The sequence below is a fragment of the Streptosporangium sp. NPDC020072 genome (assembly GCF_040631445.1).
GTDB lineage: Bacteria > Actinomycetota > Actinomycetes > Streptosporangiales > Streptosporangiaceae > Streptosporangium.
The window spans coordinates 423,623-444,203 of the sequence record NZ_JBEYAB010000008.1; the positions used below are offsets into that span (position 1 = coordinate 423,623).

18 protein-coding genes are annotated in these 20,581 nt (G+C 72.1%); 10 read left to right on the forward strand and 8 right to left on the reverse strand.

Going from position 1 to position 20,581, the window contains the following annotated elements:
• The first annotated feature begins 38 nt into the window (after window positions 1–38).
• A complete protein-coding gene (locus tag ABZ470_RS22005; protein ID WP_362913364.1) occupies window positions 39–1,667 on the forward strand; it encodes a penicillin-binding transpeptidase domain-containing protein in 1,629 nt (542 codons plus the stop codon).
• A 34-nt stretch (window positions 1,668–1,701) separates the two neighbouring features.
• On the opposite strand, the gene ABZ470_RS22010 is transcribed toward ABZ470_RS22005, so the two are convergent.
• On the reverse strand, window positions 1,702–1,983 hold the full coding sequence (locus tag ABZ470_RS22010) for a DUF3040 domain-containing protein (RefSeq protein WP_362913366.1): 282 nt from the start codon (window positions 1,981–1,983) through the stop codon (window positions 1,702–1,704).
• Window positions 1,984–2,350: 367 nt separating this feature from the next.
• Between ABZ470_RS22010 and ABZ470_RS22015 the strand changes: the two genes are divergently transcribed.
• The 4 genes from ABZ470_RS22015 to ABZ470_RS22030 are packed head-to-tail and all read left to right on the forward strand — an operon-like array spanning window position 2,351 to window position 5,736.
• Window positions 2,351–2,530 carry a CopG family transcriptional regulator gene (locus ABZ470_RS22015; RefSeq protein ID WP_362781376.1) on the forward strand — a complete coding sequence of 60 codons (180 nt, stop codon included), beginning with the start codon at window positions 2,351–2,353 and terminating at the stop codon, window positions 2,528–2,530.
• A gap of 2 nt (window positions 2,531–2,532) precedes the next feature.
• The gene (locus tag ABZ470_RS22020; RefSeq protein WP_362913368.1) at window positions 2,533–2,877 is read left to right on the forward strand and encodes a VOC family protein; all 345 of its coding nucleotides are present in this window, start codon (window positions 2,533–2,535) and stop codon (window positions 2,875–2,877) included.
• A gap of 17 nt (window positions 2,878–2,894) precedes the next feature.
• Window positions 2,895–4,499, forward strand: a complete 1,605-nt coding sequence (locus ABZ470_RS22025) for a DHA2 family efflux MFS transporter permease subunit (protein WP_362913369.1) — start codon at window positions 2,895–2,897, stop codon at window positions 4,497–4,499.
• Window positions 4,500–4,527: 28 nt separating this feature from the next.
• Window positions 4,528–5,736, forward strand: coding sequence for an MFS transporter (locus ABZ470_RS22030; protein ID WP_362913370.1), 1,209 nt, complete (start codon window positions 4,528–4,530; stop codon window positions 5,734–5,736).
• A gap of 106 nt (window positions 5,737–5,842) precedes the next feature.
• On the opposite strand, the gene ABZ470_RS22035 is transcribed toward ABZ470_RS22030, so the two are convergent.
• Window positions 5,843–6,730, reverse strand: a complete 888-nt coding sequence (locus tag ABZ470_RS22035) for a GDSL-type esterase/lipase family protein (RefSeq protein ID WP_362913372.1) — start codon at window positions 6,728–6,730, stop codon at window positions 5,843–5,845.
• Between the two features lie 167 nt (window positions 6,731–6,897).
• Between ABZ470_RS22035 and ABZ470_RS22040 the strand changes: the two genes are divergently transcribed.
• Window positions 6,898–8,127 (forward strand): isochorismate synthase, encoded by a 1,230-nt coding sequence (locus ABZ470_RS22040; protein WP_352012525.1) that lies wholly within the window; start codon window positions 6,898–6,900, stop codon window positions 8,125–8,127.
• A 14-nt stretch (window positions 8,128–8,141) separates the two neighbouring features.
• Here the strand turns inward: ABZ470_RS22040 and ABZ470_RS22045 are convergent, their stop codons facing one another.
• Window positions 8,142–8,768 (reverse strand): YigZ family protein, encoded by a 627-nt coding sequence (locus ABZ470_RS22045; protein ID WP_352012526.1) that lies wholly within the window; start codon window positions 8,766–8,768, stop codon window positions 8,142–8,144.
• A gap of 418 nt (window positions 8,769–9,186) precedes the next feature.
• Here ABZ470_RS22045 and ABZ470_RS22050 point away from each other — a divergent pair, with 418 nt between their 5' ends.
• Both ABZ470_RS22050 and ABZ470_RS22055 read left to right on the forward strand, forming a co-directional pair.
• Complete coding sequence (locus ABZ470_RS22050; RefSeq protein WP_362913374.1) at window positions 9,187–10,851, forward strand: penicillin-binding transpeptidase domain-containing protein; 1,665 nt, start codon at window positions 9,187–9,189, stop codon at window positions 10,849–10,851.
• 56 nt (window positions 10,852–10,907) lie between these two features.
• Window positions 10,908–12,869 carry a sigma-70 family RNA polymerase sigma factor gene (locus ABZ470_RS22055; RefSeq protein WP_362913376.1) on the forward strand — a complete coding sequence of 654 codons (1,962 nt, stop codon included), beginning with the start codon at window positions 10,908–10,910 and terminating at the stop codon, window positions 12,867–12,869.
• A gap of 11 nt (window positions 12,870–12,880) precedes the next feature.
• Here the strand turns inward: ABZ470_RS22055 and ABZ470_RS22060 are convergent, their stop codons facing one another.
• The 3 genes from ABZ470_RS22060 to ABZ470_RS22070 form a co-directional block, all read right to left on the reverse strand.
• Window positions 12,881–13,249 (reverse strand): DUF4440 domain-containing protein, encoded by a 369-nt coding sequence (locus tag ABZ470_RS22060; RefSeq protein ID WP_362913378.1) that lies wholly within the window; start codon window positions 13,247–13,249, stop codon window positions 12,881–12,883.
• A 48-nt stretch (window positions 13,250–13,297) separates the two neighbouring features.
• On the reverse strand, window positions 13,298–13,750 hold the full coding sequence (locus ABZ470_RS22065; protein WP_362913380.1) for a MarR family transcriptional regulator: 453 nt from the start codon (window positions 13,748–13,750) through the stop codon (window positions 13,298–13,300).
• A gap of 62 nt (window positions 13,751–13,812) precedes the next feature.
• Entirely contained in the window at window positions 13,813–14,496 is a 684-nt protein-coding gene (locus ABZ470_RS22070) for a response regulator transcription factor (RefSeq protein ID WP_352012531.1), read from the reverse strand.
• Between the two features lie 108 nt (window positions 14,497–14,604).
• Between ABZ470_RS22070 and ABZ470_RS22075 the strand changes: the two genes are divergently transcribed.
• The gene (locus tag ABZ470_RS22075; RefSeq protein WP_362913382.1) at window positions 14,605–15,591 is read left to right on the forward strand and encodes a sulfotransferase; all 987 of its coding nucleotides are present in this window, start codon (window positions 14,605–14,607) and stop codon (window positions 15,589–15,591) included.
• Between the two features lie 37 nt (window positions 15,592–15,628).
• Here ABZ470_RS22075 and ABZ470_RS22080 read toward each other — a convergent pair whose 3' ends face one another.
• Window positions 15,629–16,522, reverse strand: coding sequence for a hypothetical protein (locus ABZ470_RS22080; RefSeq protein ID WP_362913384.1), 894 nt, complete (start codon window positions 16,520–16,522; stop codon window positions 15,629–15,631).
• Between the two features lie 108 nt (window positions 16,523–16,630).
• A complete protein-coding gene (locus ABZ470_RS22085) occupies window positions 16,631–17,953 on the reverse strand; it encodes a lanthionine synthetase LanC family protein (protein WP_352012534.1) in 1,323 nt (440 codons plus the stop codon).
• A 281-nt stretch (window positions 17,954–18,234) separates the two neighbouring features.
• On the opposite strand from ABZ470_RS22085, the gene ABZ470_RS22090 reads away from it, so the two are divergent.
• A complete protein-coding gene (locus tag ABZ470_RS22090) occupies window positions 18,235–20,490 on the forward strand; it encodes an AAA family ATPase (RefSeq protein ID WP_362913386.1) in 2,256 nt (751 codons plus the stop codon).
• Window positions 20,491–20,581 lie beyond the last annotated feature (91 nt).

Below are 20,581 nucleotides of genomic sequence, written 5' to 3' on the forward strand. Positions count from 1 at the left end.
CTGCGACCTTCGGGCACGGACAACTGGGGGGTAGCCAAGTGCCGAAGGGCAGGACGATCGCGATCACGTCGGCAGCCGTCGTACTCACCGCGGGGGCGGCGGGCGCCGGGGCCTGGTGGTTCCTGCACACCAGAGGCACCCCCCAGGAGACCGCGCAGCGATTCGTGACCGCCTGGCAGACGGGCGACCTCGCCGCCATGCGCGCCGAGACGGGCACCCCCGCCCCGGCGCTCGCCAAGACCTACGAGGACATGCGCAGGAACCTCGCGGTCGAGTCGGTCTCCATCCGCCTCGGCTCCGTCCGCGAGACCGGCGACGGCACCGGGGAGGCCGCCTACACCGCGACCCTGCGCCTGCGCGACATCGGCCAGTGGGACTACACCGGCACCCTCCCCCTGGCGGTCGTCGACCGCAACTGGCGGGTCAAGTGGTCCCCCGCCGCCTTCCACCCCCGCCTGGCCGACGGCTCCGCCTTCGCCCTGAAGACCAAGTGGCCACAGCGCGCCCAGATCACCGCCGCGGGCGGCGAACGCATCGACACCGGCGACGCCGGCGGCTCGGTCCAGCAACTCGTCGGCTACCTCGACAAGGCGACCGACAAGGACGTCAAAACCCTCGGCGCGCCGTACAAGGCGGGCGACCCGATCGGCAGGGGCGGGCTGCAGCAGACCTTCCAGCGGAGCCTGGCGGGCGCCCCCGCCACCGAGATTCAGATCGTCGGACCCGGCAAGACCGCCAAGACCCTCGACACGATCGAGGGACACGACGGCCAGGAGGTGAAGACCAGCCTCGACCTGCGGGTCCAGCGCGCCGCGGCCGACGCCGTACGCGACCTCAAGCAGACCGCGTCACTGGTCGCGGTCAAACCCTCCTCCGGCGAGATCCTCGCCGTGGTCAACAACCAGGGCGGCTTCAACCGCGCCCTCGACGGCAACTACCCGCCCGGCTCCACCTTCAAGGCCGTCACCGCCGTCGGACTGCTCGCCTCGGGAATGACCCCCGGCGAGGACGTCACCTGCCCCAAGGACGTCACCGTCGGCGGCCTGCCCATCCGCAACTCCCACCACGCGGGCTACGGGGCGGTCACCCTCTCCGACGCCTTCGCCTACTCCTGCAACACCACCTTCGCCCCCCTCACCAAGGAACGGCTCGGCGCCGACAAACTGCTGCGGGCCGCGGAGCTGTTCGGCTTCAACAAACCGCTCACCATCGGCGTCCCCGCGACCAAGGGAAGCTTCCCCAGGGCGCAGAGCGACGCCGAACTCGCCGCCGAGTCCTTCGGCCAGGGCCGCATCACCGCCAGCCCCCTGGTGATGGCCTCCGCCGCCGCGGCCCTGGCCGACGGCACCTGGCGGCCGCCCACACTGGTCCCCGCGCTCAAGCAGAAGGCCGAACCCCGGGAACTGCCCTCCGGAGTCCTGCAGGACATGCACAGGATGATGTCCGCGGTCGTCACCAAGGGAACGGCCAAGGACGCCGGCCTGCCCGCGGGCACCCGCGGCAAGACCGGAACCGCCGAGTACGGCCCGCAGGACGACCTCAAGACCCACGCCTGGTTCATGGGCTTCCGCGGCGACCTGGCCTTCGCGGTGATCGTCGAGGAGGGCACCGGAGGCGGAGCGGTCGCGGCCCCGGTGGCGGCGGCCTTCCTGCGCGCGCTGGGCTGAGGCCCCCCACTCCCCGCCCGAGCCCGCCGGGTCCTCAGAGAGGGAGCGCCGCCGCGGCCTCGTGACGCAACACCAGGACGAGCAGCATGGCGATCAGGATCGCGATCAGCATCCAGCTGACCACGATGACGACCGTCGTCCCGCGAGGACCCCTGGCCGGGCCGCCCTCCCCGCGCACACGGCGCCTGCGGCGGCCCTCCTGACGCTGGACACGCTCGTTGAACGACTCCAGCCGAGCTGCCAAGCGTGGGTCCTCGTCGGTGAGGTGACGCTCGATCTGCAGCAGCATTCGCTCCTCGTCTTGCGACCAGGCCATGCCGTACCTCCCCGGGACGCAAGGCGTGTGCCGGTTTCCTGCCCAATCATGAAGATCGTTATCCATTTACATGGCGGCGATTTACCGCTTCTTTCCGCCCCCGCCACCTGTGTTCCCGCGGCCCGCGACGTGGGCGAACGCTCTCCCGCAGCCGTCCTTTCCGTGACCCGGCGGCCGCTTTCCGCCGGCCCCGGCAAACCACCGGGCGGAGCCGACGACCGCACGGACGCATGACGCCCCCGTTCTCCGTGAACAGATCCTCGCGGCCACGACCGGCGCACCGGCCACAACCCCGCGTCACCCGCGCGCGGCGGGGTCACGGAAACGACCGTGCGATCTAGCTTGCTAGGATGCTAGCATCGGCGTCATGGGTGACGCGGAAGTCAAGCAGTTCAACGTGTACCTCCCGACAGGGCTGATCAGACAGGTCAAGCACCACGCGATCGAGCAGGGCATGTCCCTGTCCGCGCTGGTCGCCGACGCCCTGCGCGCCTACCTCGACGACGCCCCCGGGCAACAACGGCAATCACCACACAAGGAGTCATGACAATGACGACCCAAGGACTCGAGGCGGTGTTCCTGGAGACCCACAACTGGGGAAGAACCGCGAGGTTCCTCCAGGCACTGGGTTTCGAACTGGAGATCTCCACCGGCGACGGCTCCGGCGTCTTCCGCAACGGCGAAGGCCCCTATCTCGTCACCGTCGAAATCCCCGAGAACCGCGAACCCCGAGTACAGCTCGCCCTGAAGGTGGCCGACGAGAACCTCTTCCACACCGACCCGGCCGTCGAAGTGGTCACCCCGTTCGAGGACACCCACTACGGGGCCCGGGAGATGACCGTCCGCGACCCCGACGGGCGGCTGTGGAGCCTGCAGGCCCCCGCCAAGAGCTGACAGCCCAGGAGCCACGGATGAGCAGATGGCGCGGCGACCCATGGGCGGTACTGCTGACCCTCAGCCTCGGATTCTTCATGACGCTGCTGGACATCACCGTCGTCAACGTCGCCATCCCCAGCATGATCGGCGAACTGCACGCGTCACTCGACGAGATGCTGTGGGTGATCAACGTCTACGTCCTCGTCCTCGCCGCGCTGCTGATCACCTCCGGGCGCCTGGGCGACGTGCGCGGGCCACGCACCATGTTCGTCGCAGGCGTCGCACTGTTCACCGTGGCGTCCGTACTCTGCGGACTCGCCCAGGACCCGGCCCAGCTCATCACCGCCCGCGCCGTACAGGGGCTGGGCGCCGCGGCGCTGGTACCGCAGACGATGACCATCATCATCGGCACGTTCCCGGCCGAGCGCCGCGGCGCGGCACTCGGCGTCTGGGGCGCGGTCGCCGGCATGGCCACCATCGCAGGGCCCACCCTCGGCGGACTCCTCGTCAGCACGACCGACTGGCGCTGGATCTTCTTCGTGAACGTCCCGATCGGCGCCGTCGTCCTCGCGATGGCCCTCACCCTCGTTCCCGACACCCGGCACGGCTCCCACCGCAGACTGGACATGCCGGGCGTCACACTCGCCACGGCCACACTGTTCTGCCTGACCTTCGCCCTCACCGAAGGCGAACGATACGACTGGGGCACCGCAATCCAGGCGTTGCTGGGCGGCGCCGCGCTGTCACTGGCGGCGTTCCTGATCCACCAGCGCAGCCGGCAGGGCGACGAACCACTGCTGCCCTTCGCGCTCTTCCGCGACCGCGGCTACGCCGTCATGAGCTTCGTGTCCGCGACCGTCCAGGTCGGCATGATCGGCCTGTTCCTGCCGGTGATGATCTACCTGCAGTCGGTGCTGCACCTCAGCGCCTTCACGGCCGGCCTGGTGATGGCGCCGGCGATGGTGGTATCGGCACTCCTGTCACCGGTCGCCGGCCGGATGTCGGACCGGATCGGCGGCACATACATCCTGATGGGCGGCCTGACCCTGTTCGCGGCCGGCATGACCTGGCTCGCCTGGGTCACCGACGTCGGCCGTACGGGATGGGAGTTCCAACCCGCCCTGATCATGACCGGGGCCGGCATCGGCTGCGTGTTCGGCCCGATGGTCACGGTCGCCCTGCGCAACGTGGAACCCGGACTGGCCGGAGCCGCCTCCGGGGTGCTGAACACCATCCGGCAGATCGGCACGATCTGCGGCAGCGCCGCGGTCGGCGCCGTACTGCAGAACCGCCTCGCCGCCTCACTCCACACCGAGGCCGCCAAACAGGCCGCCGACCTTCCCGCCGGCATCCGCGACCGGTTCCTGACCGGCTTCGACAACGCCGCAGAAAGCGGCCTGGAAGTCAGCGCCGCACTGAGGCCACCCCCGGGAACACCGGCGGACCTCGCCGAACACATTCACCGGACGGCGGAGTCGGTGTTCGAGCACGGATTCGTCCACGCGATGCGGCCGACCCTGGCACTGCCCATCGCCGTGATCGCACTCGGCGCCCTCTCCTGCATCCTGATGCGACGCCGCCGCCCAACCGGCCACCGGCCCGGCGTCCCCGAAACCACCGGCGGCCAGACGGCCAACTGAAGCGATCGCCACGACATAATGCGGCAGAGTGACTTCCCCCCAGACAAGCCTCAAAGGCCACGCCGACTTCCAACGGCTCTGGACGGGCCTGGCCATCAGCCAACTCGGATCGGCCGTCGGCATGGTGGCACTGCCCGTCGTCGCCGTAACCGTCGTCGAAGCCTCGACCTTCCAGGTCGCGCTGCTGTCGGCACTGACCGCGATCACCACCGCACTGCTGGCATTTCCCCTCGGCGACCACATCGAGTTCAGACACAAACGCCCAGTGATGATCACAGCCGACGTCATCAGATTCGCCTGCCTGGCGAGCGTCCCGATCGCGGCGGTCACGGGCCTTCTCACCTTCGTGCAACTGGGCGTGATCGCCGTGATCAACGCCGCGTGCCAGATCGCGTTCACCGCCGCCGCCCAGGCCCACCTCAAAGCGCTGGTCTCGGCACAACAGCTGATCGAGGCCAACAGCCGCCTTGAGTCGACACGCTGGCTCGGCGTCTCGGCCGGCCCCTCGCTGGGCGGCGCCCTCATCGGCTTCCTCACCGCGGCCGGCTCCCTGGCCGTCGACGCCCTGTCCTTCCTGGTCAGCGCGGCAGCGATCAAGACCCTGCGCGCCCCGGAGCCTGCCCCGCCCACGCGCGACGAACGCTCGTCACGACGCGCGGAACTGTTCGCCGGATGGCGCTTCGCCTGGGGACACCCGACGCTCCGGCCGATCCTGATCAGCTGGGTGACCTTCGCCGGCGCCAGCTCGATGGCGGCCTCGGTGAGCGCCGTGTTCTACCTGCGCGACCTGCGCTTCGACGCCTGGCAGTACGGACTGCTGATGGGAGTGCCGTCACTGGGCGGGTTCCTCGGCGCCAGACTCGCACCGAAACTCGTGACCCGGCTGGGAGCCGTACGCGCCCTGTGGTGGGCCGGCATGCTGCGCGGCCCCTGGTATCTCCTCATCCCGGCGGCGCTCCCCGGCACACCCGGACTGCTGATGTGCGGCTTCGGGTTCGGCATGGTCCTGCTGTTCGCCGGTACGGCGAACTCCACCATGGCCGGATACCGGCAGGCGCAAACCCCTGACCACCTGATGGCCCGCGTGGCCACCCTGTGGTCGTTCGCCACGACGGTCACCCAGCCCCTGTTCATCCTCCTCGGCGGCCTCACCGCGACCTGGACCGGCACCCGCACATCACTCTTCGTCGCCGCGGGCGTGATGTGCGCGTCCGCCGTACTGCTGCCTCGCAGATGAGGCCCCGGCAGGCCCTTCACGTCCTCGCTGAGGGGGTTGGCCTCGTCTCTGTTCGTGATTTTTCCCTGCCAGGCGCCTTTACAATGTAGATTTTTCCTTCGTCCGATCAAGGCTGAAGCTCCGGCCGCTCGAACCAGTCACGGACCACCGGGTAGGTCCGCTGCGCGATCAGCCGCTGCCCCGCCGCGTTCGGGTGGAAGAAGTCCCACTTGCTGACCTGGTCCAGGGTGAACGGGCAGTCGAACAGGGCGTTGCCGTCGAACCTGCAGGCCGGGCCGTACGCCGCGCAGACCCTGGCCAGGGCGGCGTTGTAGGCGGCCACCCGGGCACGCACCCGGTCACGGCGGGCCCGGTCTGCCGGGGCGTCGGAAGACGCCTTGGCCAGCATCGTGGGACAGATCCTGCCGACCGCCCAGAAACCACGCGCCACCAGATTGTCCCTGCCGACCCGCCACAACCGCTTCAGATCGGGCACACTCGCCAGGAACACCCTGCCGCCGGGCCTGGACCGCTTGAAAGCGGCCAGCGCCCCGGCCACCCGCCGCTCGTAGACGGAGACCGGGGTCATCAGCCGCTCCTGCTCGGCGCAGGCGTCCTGCGCGCCGACCAGCACCGTCACATAGTCGGCCCGCCGCGCGACCGCCTGGCCGACCTGGGCGGCCAGGCCCGCGCTGGTTGTTCCCGGCACCGCGAGGTTCACCTCGCTCCCGAGCGCGGGCCCCGCGTTCAGGTCGAGCAGGCGCATGTAGTGACTCTGGACACCCACGTCGTCGCCGGTCGACCAGGACCGGGAACGGCAGGAGACGTACCAGCCGCAGGCGTTGAAGCCCGCACTGATCGAGTCACCGAGCGCCGCGACCACCGCGGGACGCCACGGCCCCCGCACGTCGGAGGCCGAGGACGAGACCGCGGGTGAGGCCTCAGCCGGGCAGGCGGCCCACGGGGCCGTGAACGCCGCCGCCGCCGTGAGCACCATCACAGTCCTGCCGGGCATGACACCTCCGCCTGAGAGATCACCAGTGCTTCGGATGTATCACCGCAGGACACCGGGCCGCCCGCCGCCGACCGGCCGCTTTCGGATTTCTTGACGGAGCACGGCGCCCCGGCCGGGCGAGGGACCGGGCTCCGGACGCGGCCGGAGCGCGGAATAGAGTGTTCCGGGTGAGTGTCGCGCTCGGACTGACCCGCCCCCTCGTGGTGAGAACCACCCCCGTCGACGACCCCGTCGATCTGCTCTCCCGGCTCCCCGAGGCCGCGCCGTACGCCTGGATCAGGCGCGGCGAAGGCCTGGTCGCCTGGGGAGAGGCCGCGCGGGCCGAGATTCCCCCCGGTCCCGGACGGTTCGGCTGGGCCCGCGACTGGCTGGCGGCGACCCTCGGCGAGGCCCATGTGGACGACGGTGTCGGCGTCCCCGGCTCGGGACCGGTCGCCTTCGGCTCCTTCACCTTCGACGAGGACTCCCCCGGCTCCGTCCTCGTCGTCCCCAGGATCGTCCTGGCCCGCCGTGCGGGCCGCGCCTGGCTGACCACCGTCGGCGGGCAACCGCTCGACCTGGTCACGGCACCGCGCGACCCCGGCAGGATCCGCTACGGCGACGGCAGCCTGACCGCCCCCGAGTGGGAGCACGCCGTGGCCAGGGCCGTGGCGCGGATCAGGTCCGGCCGTCTGGAGAAAGCCGTGCTCGCCCGCGACCTGACCGCCGTCGCGGAACGGGCGATCGACGTGCGCGTGCTGCTGGCCCGCCTGACCGGCCGCTACCCGGACTGCTACGCCTTCTCCTGCGACGGGCTGGTCGGTGCGACCCCCGAACTGCTGGTCAGGCGCACCGGCGAGACCGTCGAGTCACTGGTGCTCGCGGGCACGACCCCGCGGGGTGCCGACGAGACCGACGACAGACGGCGCGGCGCCGCGCTGCGCGCCTCGGGCAAGGACCGTCACGAGCACGCCTGCGCCGTCGACTCCGTCCGGGCCGCCCTGGCTCCGCTCTGCTCGGAGCTGAACGTGCCCGCCGAACCCGAACTGCTGGTGCTGCCGAACGTCCAGCATCTGGCGAGCCCGGTGACCGGCCGCCTTTCGGCGGGCGCCTCGGTGCTGGACGTGGTCGCCGCCATGCACCCGACGGCCGCCGTCGGCGGCACGCCGACACGCACGGCCCTGGAGGTCATCCGCGAGCTTGAGGGCATGGACCGGGGCGGTTACGCGGGCCCGGTCGGCTGGATCGACGCCCGGGGCGACGGAGAGTGGGGCATCGCGCTGCGGTGCGCGCGCGTCGACGGCTCCCGCGCCCGCCTGTTCGCCGGCTGCGGCATCATGGGCGACTCCGTCCCGGCCGCCGAACTGGCCGAGGCCCAGGCCAAGTTCCGGGTGATGCAGTACGCCCTGGAGGGCTGACCACCCGGCCGGGGTCAGGCCCGCAGGTGGATCGCCTCACCCCGCTCGACCTCGGCGCCACCCGAGGTCAGGGTGGCGACCCAGTCAGGGAAGGCCGCCAGGTCGCGCTCGCGCACCGCGACCTGGAAGGAGACCTCCGCGCCGTAACCGACCTGCCTGACCTCGTACGGCGAGGCGCGCAGGTCGTTCTCCAGACGCCCGGCGCGGACGTGGTCGACGGTCACCGTCATCACCCTCGCCGGGACCATCTCGGCCAGCGGCGCCAGGTCCAGGGTCTTGCCGACCGCGGAGCCGTACGCCCTGACCAGGCCGCCCGCCCCCAGTTTCACCCCGCCGAAGTAACGGGTGACCACCGCGACCACGTCGCCCATCCCCCTGCGCAGCAGGGTCTCCAGCATCGGGGTGCCCGCGGTGCCGCCGGGCTCGCCGTCGTCGTCGGCCCTGCGGGCGCCCAGCTCTCCCCCGACCGCGTAGGCCGAGCAGTTGTGGGTCGCGTCGGCGTACAGCCCCTTACGGGCCGCGACGAAGGCGCGCGCCTCCTCCTCCGAGCGGACGGGGGCGAGAGCGCAGATGAACCGTGACCGCTTGATCTCGATCTCGTGCTCGGTGACGCCCTCCGGGGTCAGGTACGGCTGGGCCATTCCTCCAGGCTACTCGCCTTTACAAAGTAGATTCACGGCGCCCCGGGCTTGACCGGCTCGCTACGGGCCCGACGGCCGGCTCGAAGCCCGAGAGCGTGCCGGCCCCGTCACGGACGGTCGCGCCACCCGGGCCCGGTGCGGGAGCCCTGCTTGCCGGGTTCCCGATTTTCGCGTGCCTTTCCGCGAACCGGGAAAACCCATCTCTTACTAGCAGATGTCTGAATTTCTGGAGAAAGCTTGATGTAAGGGAATTCGGTCGCGTATCCCATCTGTTTCATCCACGGCGATATTCAGCACGTCCCAGGATTATGGATTTCACACTATATGGTGCACAATCAGGGACGCGCAGCCGTACGGACGATGGACGAGACCGTTTCCGGACGTTCGCGTGCCCCCGTCGAGACCTCCGGAGGAGGACATGCGCGGCCGGTTGGTTCTCGCCCTGATCGCCCTGGCGCTCGCGATCGCCGGGTTCGGCGTGTACGGGACGTTGATCGTCACGGACGGCGGTTCCACCTCGCCCACGCCGACTCCGAGGGCCGCCGGAACCTTCGTCTTCGAGCCGGCCGAGACCCCCGCGCCCGAAACGTCACCCCCGGTGCCCCCCGCTCCGTCGTCGCCTCCGCCCGTCGCGCCCCCTGCCGCCGTCCAGGCCACCACCCAGGCCACCGTTCAGGCAGGGGATCCGCAGGAGGTCGCGGTGAGGTACCTCACCGCCTGGCAGGCCGGGGACCTGGCCGCGATGGCCGGCCTCGTCTCGGCTCCCCCCGTCGACTTCGCCGAACGGCACCGCCGCTTCGACGCCGAACTGCGGATCACCGCGCCGCCGTCCCTGACCCCGCAGACACCGCGGCGGCGCAGCGCGCTCGAAGCCGAGGTGCCCTTCCAGGGGGTGCGGCAGATCACCGGCCTCGGGCCGTGGCCGTTCTCCTCCGTGCTGCACCTGGTACGGCACGCCGGCCAGTGGCGCGTCCGCTGGACCCCGCAGACGATGCACCCCTCGCTCGGCGAGGGAAGGAGCCTGCGGCTCACCGAGACCAAGGTCAGGCGACCGGCCACGCTCACCCGCGAGGGCCTGCCGTTCCCCGCCGGCAGCAGGGCGGGTGACTACTTCACCGGGCTGGAGGGCACCACGACCGAGCTGAAGCTGCGGGAGCTCCCCTCGGGACGGGTACTGCTGGCCTCCCCCTCCAAAGGGGGTGAGGCCACCCGCACCACGATCTCCCAGGACGTGCAGAGCGCCGCGGCCCACGCCCTGGACGGCCTGCAGGCGCCCGCCGCCCTCGTGGCGATCGACCTGCGCACCCGCCAGGTGCGGGCGGTGGCCGACACCCTGGGCGGCAAGGGCGCCTTCAACGGCCTCTACCCGCCCGGCTCGACGTTCAAGGTGGTGACCGCCGCCGCGCTGCTGCGCACCGGACTGACCTCCCGGTCCCCGGTCCCCTGCCCCGCCGCCTACACCATCCCCAACGCCAGGCGCTTCACGAACGCCGAACCGGCCGACCGCGGCGTCCTCCCCCTCACCACGGCCTTCGCGCTGTCCTGCAACACCACCTTCGTCCAGCAGTCCTACGAACGGCTGCGGGACGGCGGCCTGCGGACCGAGGCCGCCGACCGGTTCGGCTTCAGGGAGAAGCCCGGCCTCAGCTCCTGCCGGATCAGGCCGCACACCGACCTGAACGAGCTCGGCTCCGACGCCATCGGGCAGAACTCAGTGCAGGCCAGCCCGCTGTGCATGGCCGAGGTCGCCGCGGCCGCCGCGACCGGCGTGTGGAAACCGGCGGTCATGACCGAACGACCCCCGGCCGACTCACCGCCCGAGGTGCCGATCGGAGACGAGGTGGCCGCGCAACTGCGGGACATGATGGGCGCCGTCGTCACCCAGGGCACCGCCGCGGCGGCGGGCCTGCCCCCCGGCACCGCGGGCAAGACCGGCACCGCCGAGGTCGCCGGAGGCCACTCCCACGCCTGGTTCATCGGCTACCGCGGCTCCCTGGCCTTCGCGGCCTTCGTCCAGAACGGCGGCAGCGGCGGAGCGACGGCCGCCCCGGTCGCGGCCCGCTTCCTGAACGCCCTGCGGTAGCCCTCCAGCGCTTCGCCGGTTTGCGAGCCGAGGTGACGGATGCTGTCATCGATGCCGTGACGGACGTCCATCGCACGGTCGGCGCGGTCTGGAAACTCGAATCGGCGAAGATCGTCGCCGGTCTCACCAGGCTGGTGCACGACGTCGGCCTGGCCGAGGAACTGGCCCAGGACGCGCTCGTCTCCGCGCTCGAACAGTGGCCGGACTCCGGTGTCCCCGACAACCCGGGCGCCTGGCTGACGGCCGTCGCCAAACGCCGGGCCGTCGACCACATCCGGCGCGCGCGGCGCCTCGAACTCGGTGACGAACGCCTCACCCGGGAGGCGGACCAGCCGCCGGACCCCGAGCGGGACCCCGAACAGGACGACGTGCTGCGGCTGATGTTCGTCTCCTGCCACCCGATCCTGGCGACCGAGGCGCGGGTGGCGCTGACCCTGCGGCTCGTCGGCGGCCTGACGACCGCGGAGATCGCCCGGGCCTTCCTGACCGACGAGCGGTCGATCGCCCGCCGTGTCGCCGAGGCCAAAGGTGTCCTCGCCGAGGCGCGGGTGCCGTTCGAGCTGCCGCAGGGCCCCGAACTGGCCGGGCGGCTGGCCTCGGTACTGGAGGTCATCTACCTGATCTTCAACGAGGGATACTCGGCGACCTCGGGGGACGACCTGACGCGCCCCGCGCTCTGCCTTGAGGCGCTACGCCTGGGCAGGCTGCTGGCCGGGCTGGCGCCGTACGAGGCGGAGGTGCACGGGCTGGTCGCGCTGATGGAGATCCAGGCCTCCCGCGAGGCGGCGCGTACCGGCCCCTCCGGTGAGCCCGTCCAGTTGCACGAGCAGAACCGGGGGCGCTGGGACCGGTTGCTCATCCACCGTGGCTTCGCCGCGATGCTACGGGCCAGGCAGGCGGGCGGCACGCCGGGGCCGTACGTGCTGCAGGCCGCGATCGCCGTGTGCCACGCGCAGGCGGCGAGCGCCGAGGAGACCGACTGGGCGCGGATCGCGAGCCTGTACGAGGCACTGGCCCTGCTGCTGCCCACCCCGGTCGTGCGGCTCAACCAGGCCGTGGCGGTGGGGATGGCCCACGGCCCGCAGGCCGGGCTCGACCTGGTCGAGTCGCTCACCGGGGATCCCGCGCTGCGCGACTACCACCTCCTGCCCGGGGTGAGGGGCGATCTGCTGGCCAGGCTGGGACGGTACGAGGAGGCGCGGCTGGAGTTCGAGCGGGCCGCCCTTCTCACCGGCAACGCCGCCGAACGGGACTTCCTGCTCCGCCGGGCGGAGGGGTTCGCGCTCCCCCACGTGGCCGGGCCCACGCTCGGCCAGGCCGTACGGGGCTTCCTGGCGCGTGAGGACCTGGACGCGGGAACCTCGCGCTCCTACGGGCAGACGCTGCGGCGGCTGTGCCTGGCCCTGGGCGAGCGCGCCCCGCTCACCTCGATGACCCCGGAACACGTGGCGCGGGTGTTCGAGACGGCCTGGGGCGGTTCCGCCGCCAGGACGTGGAACCGGCACCGCTCCGCCGTCCGCTCCTTCTGCGCCTGGGCCTCGCTGGAGGACCTGTCCGCCCGCCTCGACCGGCGCGCCGAGACCGGCCCGCCCGCCGAGATGATCGACCCGGCGCTGCTGGCGGCGCTCTGGGAGCGCGACGACCTGCCCGTGCGGGAGCTGGCCCTGTGGCGGCTGCTGCACGAGTCGGCCGCCGGAGTGCGGGCCGTGCTGTCGCTGAACGTCGAGGACCTGGACCTGGAGGATCGCCGGGCGCTCTCGGGCGGCGTCTGGATCGGCTGGCGCTCGGGGACGGCTCGGCTGCTGCCCCGCCTGGTGGCCGGCCGGGCCCGCGGCCCGCTGTTCCTCGCCGACCGCAGACCCGGGCCGTCCCGACGGCCCGTCCCGGCGGATCTGTGCCCGGAGACGGGGCGCGGGCGGCTTTCCTACGAACGGGCCGAGTATCTCTTCAAGCGGGCGACCCGGTCACTCGACCCCTCGGGCGAGGGCTACACGCTGCGCCGGCTCAGGCCCAGGTGACCTGGGCGGAGTCAGAGCGTGTTCTCGTGCAGGTGCACGATGCGCCACTCGTCTCCGGAGCGCCGCAGCACGGCGGTGGTCCGCACGATCTCCGGGGCCCCCTGCGCGAAGTCCACGCGCAGCAGGTATCTGGCCAGCGCCGTGTCGCCCCACACGTCGACGACCTCGTCGTGGACCCGTAGCCCCGTCTCGGCGGGACCGTCCTGCGGGCGGGCGTCACGGACCTTGTCCAGTTGCTCCCTGCTGGTGATCAGCACCTGCTCCGCCGAGTCCCAGATGGTCGCCTCGGGATGCAGCAGCCGGTCGATCCCCGGCCGGTCACCGCGCAGGTAGGCCTCGTACATCGCGGTGATGACCGCCCAGACGGCCTCGTGTGCCACTGCTTCCCCTCTTTCGTTGCATGGGCCTTGGCCCTTTACAAAGTAGATTCACTGATTGGCCGGGGCCGGGCCGCCGAGGTTGCCGAGCATCCGCTGCAGCAGCGCCAGCAGCTGCTCGACCTCATCGTCGGAGAAGCCCTCCAGGAGCCTGTGGGCGATGTGCCGGAAGACCGGCATCAGGCGGGGAACCAGCTCCCGCCCCTCCCCGGTGAGCTCGATGACGACGGACCTGCGGTCGCCCAGACGGGGGCTCCGCAGGATGAGGCCCTTGGCCTCCAGACGGTCGAGCAGCCTGGTCATGCCCGCGGTGTCGGTGCCGAGCTGCGCGGCGAGCTGGTTCGGGCTGCTCTCGTGCCGCGCGGCGTGCAGCAGGACGGCGGCCTGCTGGGTGGTGACGTCGAAGGGCGTCAGCTGGGCCTCGGTCGCCGCGCGCAGATCGCGGCCGACCTGGCTGACCAGGGAGCCCCCGCCGAGCACGAGCCGCATGTGCCGGGGTTCCATGCGGTCATGCTAGCCGCCCGGCCGTTTCACCGTCATGACGGCCGGGCGTACGGCGGCGCCTCTCACTCCCGGTCGTCGAGCAGTCCCGCGTCGTGCACGAGCAACGCGATCTGGACCCGGTTGTTGAGGCCGAGCTTGGCCAGGACGCCGGAGACGTGGGTCTTGACCGTGGGGACGCTGAGGTGCAGCAGCGCCCCGATCTCGGCGTTCGACCTGCCTCCGGCGAGGGCGAGGGCGACCTCGCGCTCGCGGTCGTTCAGCGCCGCGAGGCGTTCCAGGGCTCGGGCGCGGTGCCGGTCGCGGCCGGTGTCGGCGACCCGGGCGATGAGGCGCCTGGTCACCGCCGGGGACAGTACGGGCAGGCCCCTGGCCACCTGGCGCACCGCGGCCACGATCTCCTCCGGCGGGGTGTCCTTCAACAGGAAGCCCGCGGCTCCGGCACGCAGCGCGCGCAGCACGTGCTCGTCGGCGTCGAAGGTGGTCAGGACGACGACCTCGGGCGCTCCCGCCCTGGCCCGCAGGGCCTCGGTCGCGCTCAGGCCGTCCATGACGGGCATCCGGATGTCCATCAGGACGACGTCGGGGGCGTGCCGGGAGACCAGGGGCAGCACCTCGGCGCCGTCACCGGCCTCGGCGACCACCCGGATGTCGGGGGCGCCGCGCAGCATCATCGACAGGCCCGCGCGCACCAGCGGGTCGTCGTCGGCGATGAGCACGCCGACCGTCCAGGGCTGCGAGGCGGTCATGGCGGTCAGGCTAGCCAACCGGGCCTCCCCCGGGCCACCCGGGCGCTTGTCTTCGCCCCAGGAAGAGCTATATTTGCGATAAAATAAGTAGGAATTAGGGGTAATACGATGCCGCTGCCAGACTTCCTCACGATCGGCGCCCCCAAGTCCGGGACGACGGCCCTGCACGCCGCGCTGTCCCGTCATCCCGGGCTCTTCCTGTCCCCCGTGAAGGAACCGAAGTTCTTCCTCAGCGACGGCCCGCCGCCCACCAGGGGCGGGCCGGGCGACGCCCAGACCTACCGTGAGCACCTCTGGCGGCGTGAGGACTACGAGGCACTGTTCGCGCAGGCGCCGGCCGGGGTGCCCAGAGGGGAGTCGACCCCGTTCTACCTCTACGACCGGGCCGCCCAGCGACGCATCAGGAAGACCATCCCCGGCGTCCGGCTGATCGCGGCGCTGCGCGACCCGGTCGAGCGGGCACACTCCAACTGGACGCACCTGTGGTCGGCCGGGCTTGAGCCGGTCGGCGACGTGGTCGAGGCCTGCGCCGAGGAGGAGCACAGGATCGCGGCGGGCTGGGCGCCGTTCTGGCACTATCTCGCGCTCGGCCGGTACGGCGAGCAGCTCGAGCACCTGTTCACGCTGTTCCCCCGCGAGCAGGTGCTGATCTTCCGGTACCGGGACCTGGTCGACAGGCCCGTCGCCACCCTCGACCGGATCTGCCGTTTCCTGGGGGCCGAACCCGGGCTGATCACCGAGGTGCCCAGGGAGAACGTGACCGCCCACCCCGAGCCGACCCGCACCCACCGGGCGCTGTCGAGGGTGCTCCGCACCGGGGCCGCGGTCGGCCGGTTCCTGCCGCCCCGGATCAGCGGCGCCCTCACCGACCCCCTCGAACGGCGCCTGCAGCAGCGCGCCCGCGCCCGGCGTCCGCTGACCTGGGAGCAGCGCGAGCGGCTGATCGGCCACTTCGCCGAGGACGTGGCGCTGCTGCAGCGGGTGACCGGGGAGGACTTCAGCGACTGGCTGCTGCCCCGGGAGCGTTCCGGCGGCCTGGTCGGCACCCGTCCCGACGGTCAGCGCCAGGCCAGGAACGGGCGCCCGCAGGCGTGAGCGCCGGGTTCCCGGGAGAGCCCCGGGAACCCGGCGCTCAGCGCAGTTCGGTGCGCAGTTCGTGGGCACCGTCCGCACGGGTGTACTCGTAGTAGAGCCGCCGCCCGCCGTCCGGCAGGTCCACGACGTTCACATAGCGCAGGCCGCCGCCGGCGTGCGGGGAGAATGCGGCCGGGCCGGTCCCCCTGGGGGTCAGCTCCGCCGGATCGGTGCCGGTCGCCACCCCCGTGCGCTCCTCGTAGTTCTCCAGTGCCGAGGACCGGCCGTCGTACAGGGCCACGACCTGTTCGCCCACGAAGCGGACGGCCGAGATCCGGGCTCCGCGGGCGTCCCACATCCCCGGCCTTCCGCTGAGCGCCGTGCCCTGCCAGGTCCACTCGATCCCGTCCACGCTGGTCGCGTAGTCGCTCACCATGCGGTCGGCCTCGTCGGGGTCGGCCAGGGGGTGGCAGGAGGCCCACAGGTGCCACAGGCCGCCGCGCCGTACGATGACGGGGTCCTTGACGCCGGTCTTGGGGTCGCCGGGCAGCACGACCTGGCGCACCGCGGGGTCGAACCCGGCGGGGTCGTCCGCTTCGAGCACCTCGACCCGCCAGTGCTTGGTGCCGTGGGTGGCGCAGCTGAGGTAGAGCCGCCAGCGGCCCTGCGGGGTGCGCACCAGTGTGGGGCGCTCCAGCGACTCGGTGTCCATCTCCTGCTGGGTGACCGTGACCAGGGTCTCAAAACGTTCGCCGTCGCGGGACCTGGCGACGACGACCGCGTAACCGCGTCCCTCGCCGACCGGTCTGCGCAACCGGTAGGCCAGATAGATCAGCCCGTCGGCCGCGACCGCGCTGGGCGCGCCCGCCCAGTGGCCCGGTGCCGCCCGTGGTGGTTCGACGGCCACGGCGGAGCGGGCGGGGTCGGGCAGGAGATCGTCGAATGTCAGCACGTCATCGACGCTAGGCAGGGCTTCGGCAGCGCTCACGGGGAATCACCAATCATGGTCACGAGTTTTGGCCGTCCCTTGACGGCCACGAGGCACAGGTCGGTGAGACGGTCAGGGCCTGCGGAGCGTCGCCGCCGGGAACGGGATGGCGGGGAAGGGATTGTCCGGCGGCAGCAGGAGCCTGCGCGCCTCCTCGGGACGCGCGGTCGCGTCCAGGTGGAGCAGCGCCGCCCCGATCCCCGCCGCCCCGACCATGTAGCCGGTGTCCGCGGTGACCTCCCAGGGGCGTAACCTGCGGTAGGCCTGGTACCAGCGCGATCCGCGCTCGTCGTGCCCGGCGGCCCTGCCGATGAGGTTGTCGCCGAGCTCGCAGGCGAACTCCAGGTGGGCGGGGCGGCCCGTCGCCGCCCAGAGGCCGACGAACAGCTCGACCAGGCCCGCGGTGCCGCAGCACTGGCAGGCCACGTTCCAGTAGCCCTCGGTCTGGCGGCCGGGCACGCCGCTGCGGACGATGCCTCTGGCCAGCCGCTCGACCCAGTCGAGGTCTCCGGCGTCGCCCGCGACCCGGTACAGCTCGTAGAACATCCGCGCCACGCCCGCCGAACCCGAGCAGAAGCCGAGATAGTGCAGGTCGCGGCCCTGCGGGATGTGGTGCGGGACCAGAGCGCACCGCTCGCTCACGGCGCTCACCGCGCGGACGAAGTCGGCCCCCCTGCGCGCCGCGCCGAGGAAGCGGGTCTGCCCGGTCAGGCCGTAGAGGCGGGCCAGCAGGAAGGCGGTGCCCGCGGTGCCGGACAGGAAGCCGGGCGTGACGGCGTCCAGCGGCAGGTCGCCGCACGCGCCGTGACCGAAGCGATGGCCGGGTACGGCGAGCTCGGCGATGCGGGTGCCCGCCTCGACGGCGACCTCCTGGTAGGCGGGGACGCCCAGGATGCCGGAGGCGTGCAGCAGGGCCAGGATGACGCCGCCGTCGCCACGCTGGGCCGGGTCGCCCGTCCAGCCGAGGCCCCCGTCGATCGAGCGGGCGCTGCGCACGACGTGGTCGGCGACCGCGACCGCCTCGGCCTCGAAGGCCTCCTCCCCGACGGCCCATCCCGCCTCCGCCAGGGTGAACATCACCCCCGCCAGGCCGTGGTGCAGGGACAGGTCGGCCTGTTCGCGCCAGGTGGCCGCGAGGTAGCGGGCTCCTGCCCTGGCGTCGTCGAGGTAGCTCTCGTCGCCGGTCGCCGCGGCCAGTTCGAGGAAGAACAGGACGATGCCCGCCGCGCCCGAGTAGAGCGAGAGCGGATGGCCGGTCAGGGCGGCCTTGCCCCGTGGGTCGGGGTTGGCCTTCCAGTGCCGTCCCCGCTCGTCGTCGACCGCCGCGGAGCGGATCCATCTCGCGGCCTCGGTCGCCGCGCGCAAGGGGCTCTCTGTCCCAGGTTCCGGGCTCATGGCGGCTCCTTCGTGCGGGGGACCACCAGTTTACCCCCTTTTCCTACAGGATCAATAGGTAATACTGGAACGTACGAGGTGGATGACGTTTACCCGGGTCTCGAAGGCAGGCTACTACGCGCGTTCACACACCGGAGGCGATATGCGGTAACCGGGCGATCACACCCGTCCACTCCCAACCCTGAACCTCTCTTGACGAGCCGTTTCGCCACCCAAGGGCATGATGGAAGTGGACATCGGGGAGAAAATCGCCTATATGATCTCGGATCTCGGACAGGACGATGCGCGGCCGGGCCCCTGAGTGGGCGACGGTCCTGCGGCTGCTGGAGACCGCGGGAGCCCCGGGCAGCGTGATCCTCGTCGAAGGCGAACCGGGAACGGGCAAGAGCCTCCTGCTCGCTGAGGCGTGCGCCGCCGCCCCCGGCAGGGGGGCGGCCGTCGTCTCAGGAAGGGCCGACATGCTCGGCAGGCTGACCCCGCTGGGGCCGCTGCTGTCCGCCCTCGACGAGTCCCCCTCCGCCGCCGCCGTCACCAGGAGCGCCGTGCCCGACGCGCCGAGCCTGCTGATGCGGCTGGCCGATCAGGTGCGCGACGCGCTCGAACGGCGCGCGAAGCGGGGACCGCTGCTGGTGACCCTCGACGACCTGCACTGGGCCGACCCCGCCACACTCATGGCACTGCGCGCGCTGCCCGCCCAGCTGACCGGCCTCCCCCTGGCCTGGCTGCTGGCCCGCCGTCCCGTTGAGGGCACCGACGACGCCCGTCTGTTCGGCCTGCTGCGGCGCGAGGGGGCCGCGACGGTCACACTGCGCCCCCTGTGCGGGCAGGCGGTGGCCCAGGTGGCCGCCGACACGCTCGGGGCGCCGCCGGACGAGGAACTGACGGCCCTGGCCGCGCAGGCGGGGGGAAACCCGTTCCTGCTCGTCGAACTGCTCACCGGGCTGCGCGAGGAGGACGCGGTCAAGGTCGAGGACGGCCTCGCCAGGCTGACCGGCCCCACGCTGCCCCGCCGCGTGCACACCGCGGTACGGCGGCGCCTTGAGGAGGTCAGCACCAGGACCAGGCACCTGCTTGAGGCGACGGCCGTACTCGGCCGGTCCTTCTCCCCCGCCTACGCCGCCGAGATGCTCGGCGAGACCCCCGCCGCCCTGTTGCCCGCCCTTGAGGAGGCTTTGGCCGCGGGCGTGCTGGACGCCACCCCCGAGGAACTGACCTTCCGGCACGAACTGCTGTGGCGCTCGGTCGTCGAGACGGTCCCCGCCCCCGTACGGCGGGCGCTGCACGGCCAGATCGAACGGGCCGTGCCGGTCGCCGGGCCGCACCGGGTGAACGGCGGCGCCAACGCCGAGACGCTGATGCTGCCCGCCCTGCTGGCCTGGGACGAGGGCAGGCTCTCCCACGGCCTGGACCTGGCCCGCGAGGCCGTGGAGCGGCCGGGCGCCGGGCACCACCCCGGGCCCAGGGCCGTACTGGCCACGATGCTCATCGACCTGTGGCTGCTCGATGAGGCCGAGGCCGTCACGGCCGACGCGGAGACGCAGGCGGCCCGCCACCCCGAGTGGGCCGTGGAGATCCCGCTGCTGCGCGCCCGCCTCGACCTGGCCGCCGGGCGGTTCGGCAGCGCGATCGCGCGGGCGGAGACCGGCCTGACCGCCGCCGAGGCCCTGCGCGTACCGTCCCTGACCTCCTCCGCCCTGTCCGTGCTCGGCACCGCGTCACTGCGGGCGGGAGACCTGCCCAGGGCGATCAGATGCCTGGAGAGCGAACTGGCGCGGGGAGCACGCGACGCGCCGCCATACGCGCGGCTGCGCTCGGAACTGGCGGCGGGCCGCATCAGCGAGGCCCTGGACGGGGCCGCGGGCGGGATGAGCTCCCTCGGCCGGGTCTACGACGCGCTGCCCCGGCACACCGGGGCGCTGACCAGCGAACCGGCCGCCGCCGCCTGGCTGGTGCGGGTGGCCATGGCCGTCGACGACACACGCAGGGCCGACGCCGTGGTCGGCGCCGCCGAGGACATCGCCCGCCGCAACCCCGGCCTGCCCAACCCCGCGATCTCCGCGGTCCACGCCCGGGGCCTGCGCGAACGCGACCGGCAGGCACTCGGCCGCGCCGTGGACGGGCACACCGACCCGTGGGCCCGCGCCTCGGCCGCCGAGGACCTCGGGGTACTGCTCGGCTCCGACGGCGGCTGCCGCGACCTGGCGGTACGAGCCCTGGACGACGCACTGTCCCGCTACGACGAGGTGGGGGCGCTGCGCGACGCGGCCCGGGTTCGCGGCAGGCTGCGCGCCCTCGGGGAACGCCGCCGCCACTGGGTCACCACCGACCACCCCGTCTCCGGCTGGGACAGCCTGACCGGCACCGAACTGGCTGTCTGCGGCCTCGTCTCCGAGGGGCTGACCAACCGCCAGGCCGCCGAGCAGATGTTCATCAGCGAGCACACCGTCGCCTTCCACCTGCGTCAGATCTTCCGCAAACTGGACATCCACTCGCGGGTCGAGCTGACCAGGCTCACCCTTGGCCGGGGCGGTCCCTAGTAGTGCTTTGTTAGGTCAGCCTGTTGTGACTGGTCAATGCCACCGTGTGATGGTTCGCTCCGGATGTGACCCCCGAACAGCTCACACGTAC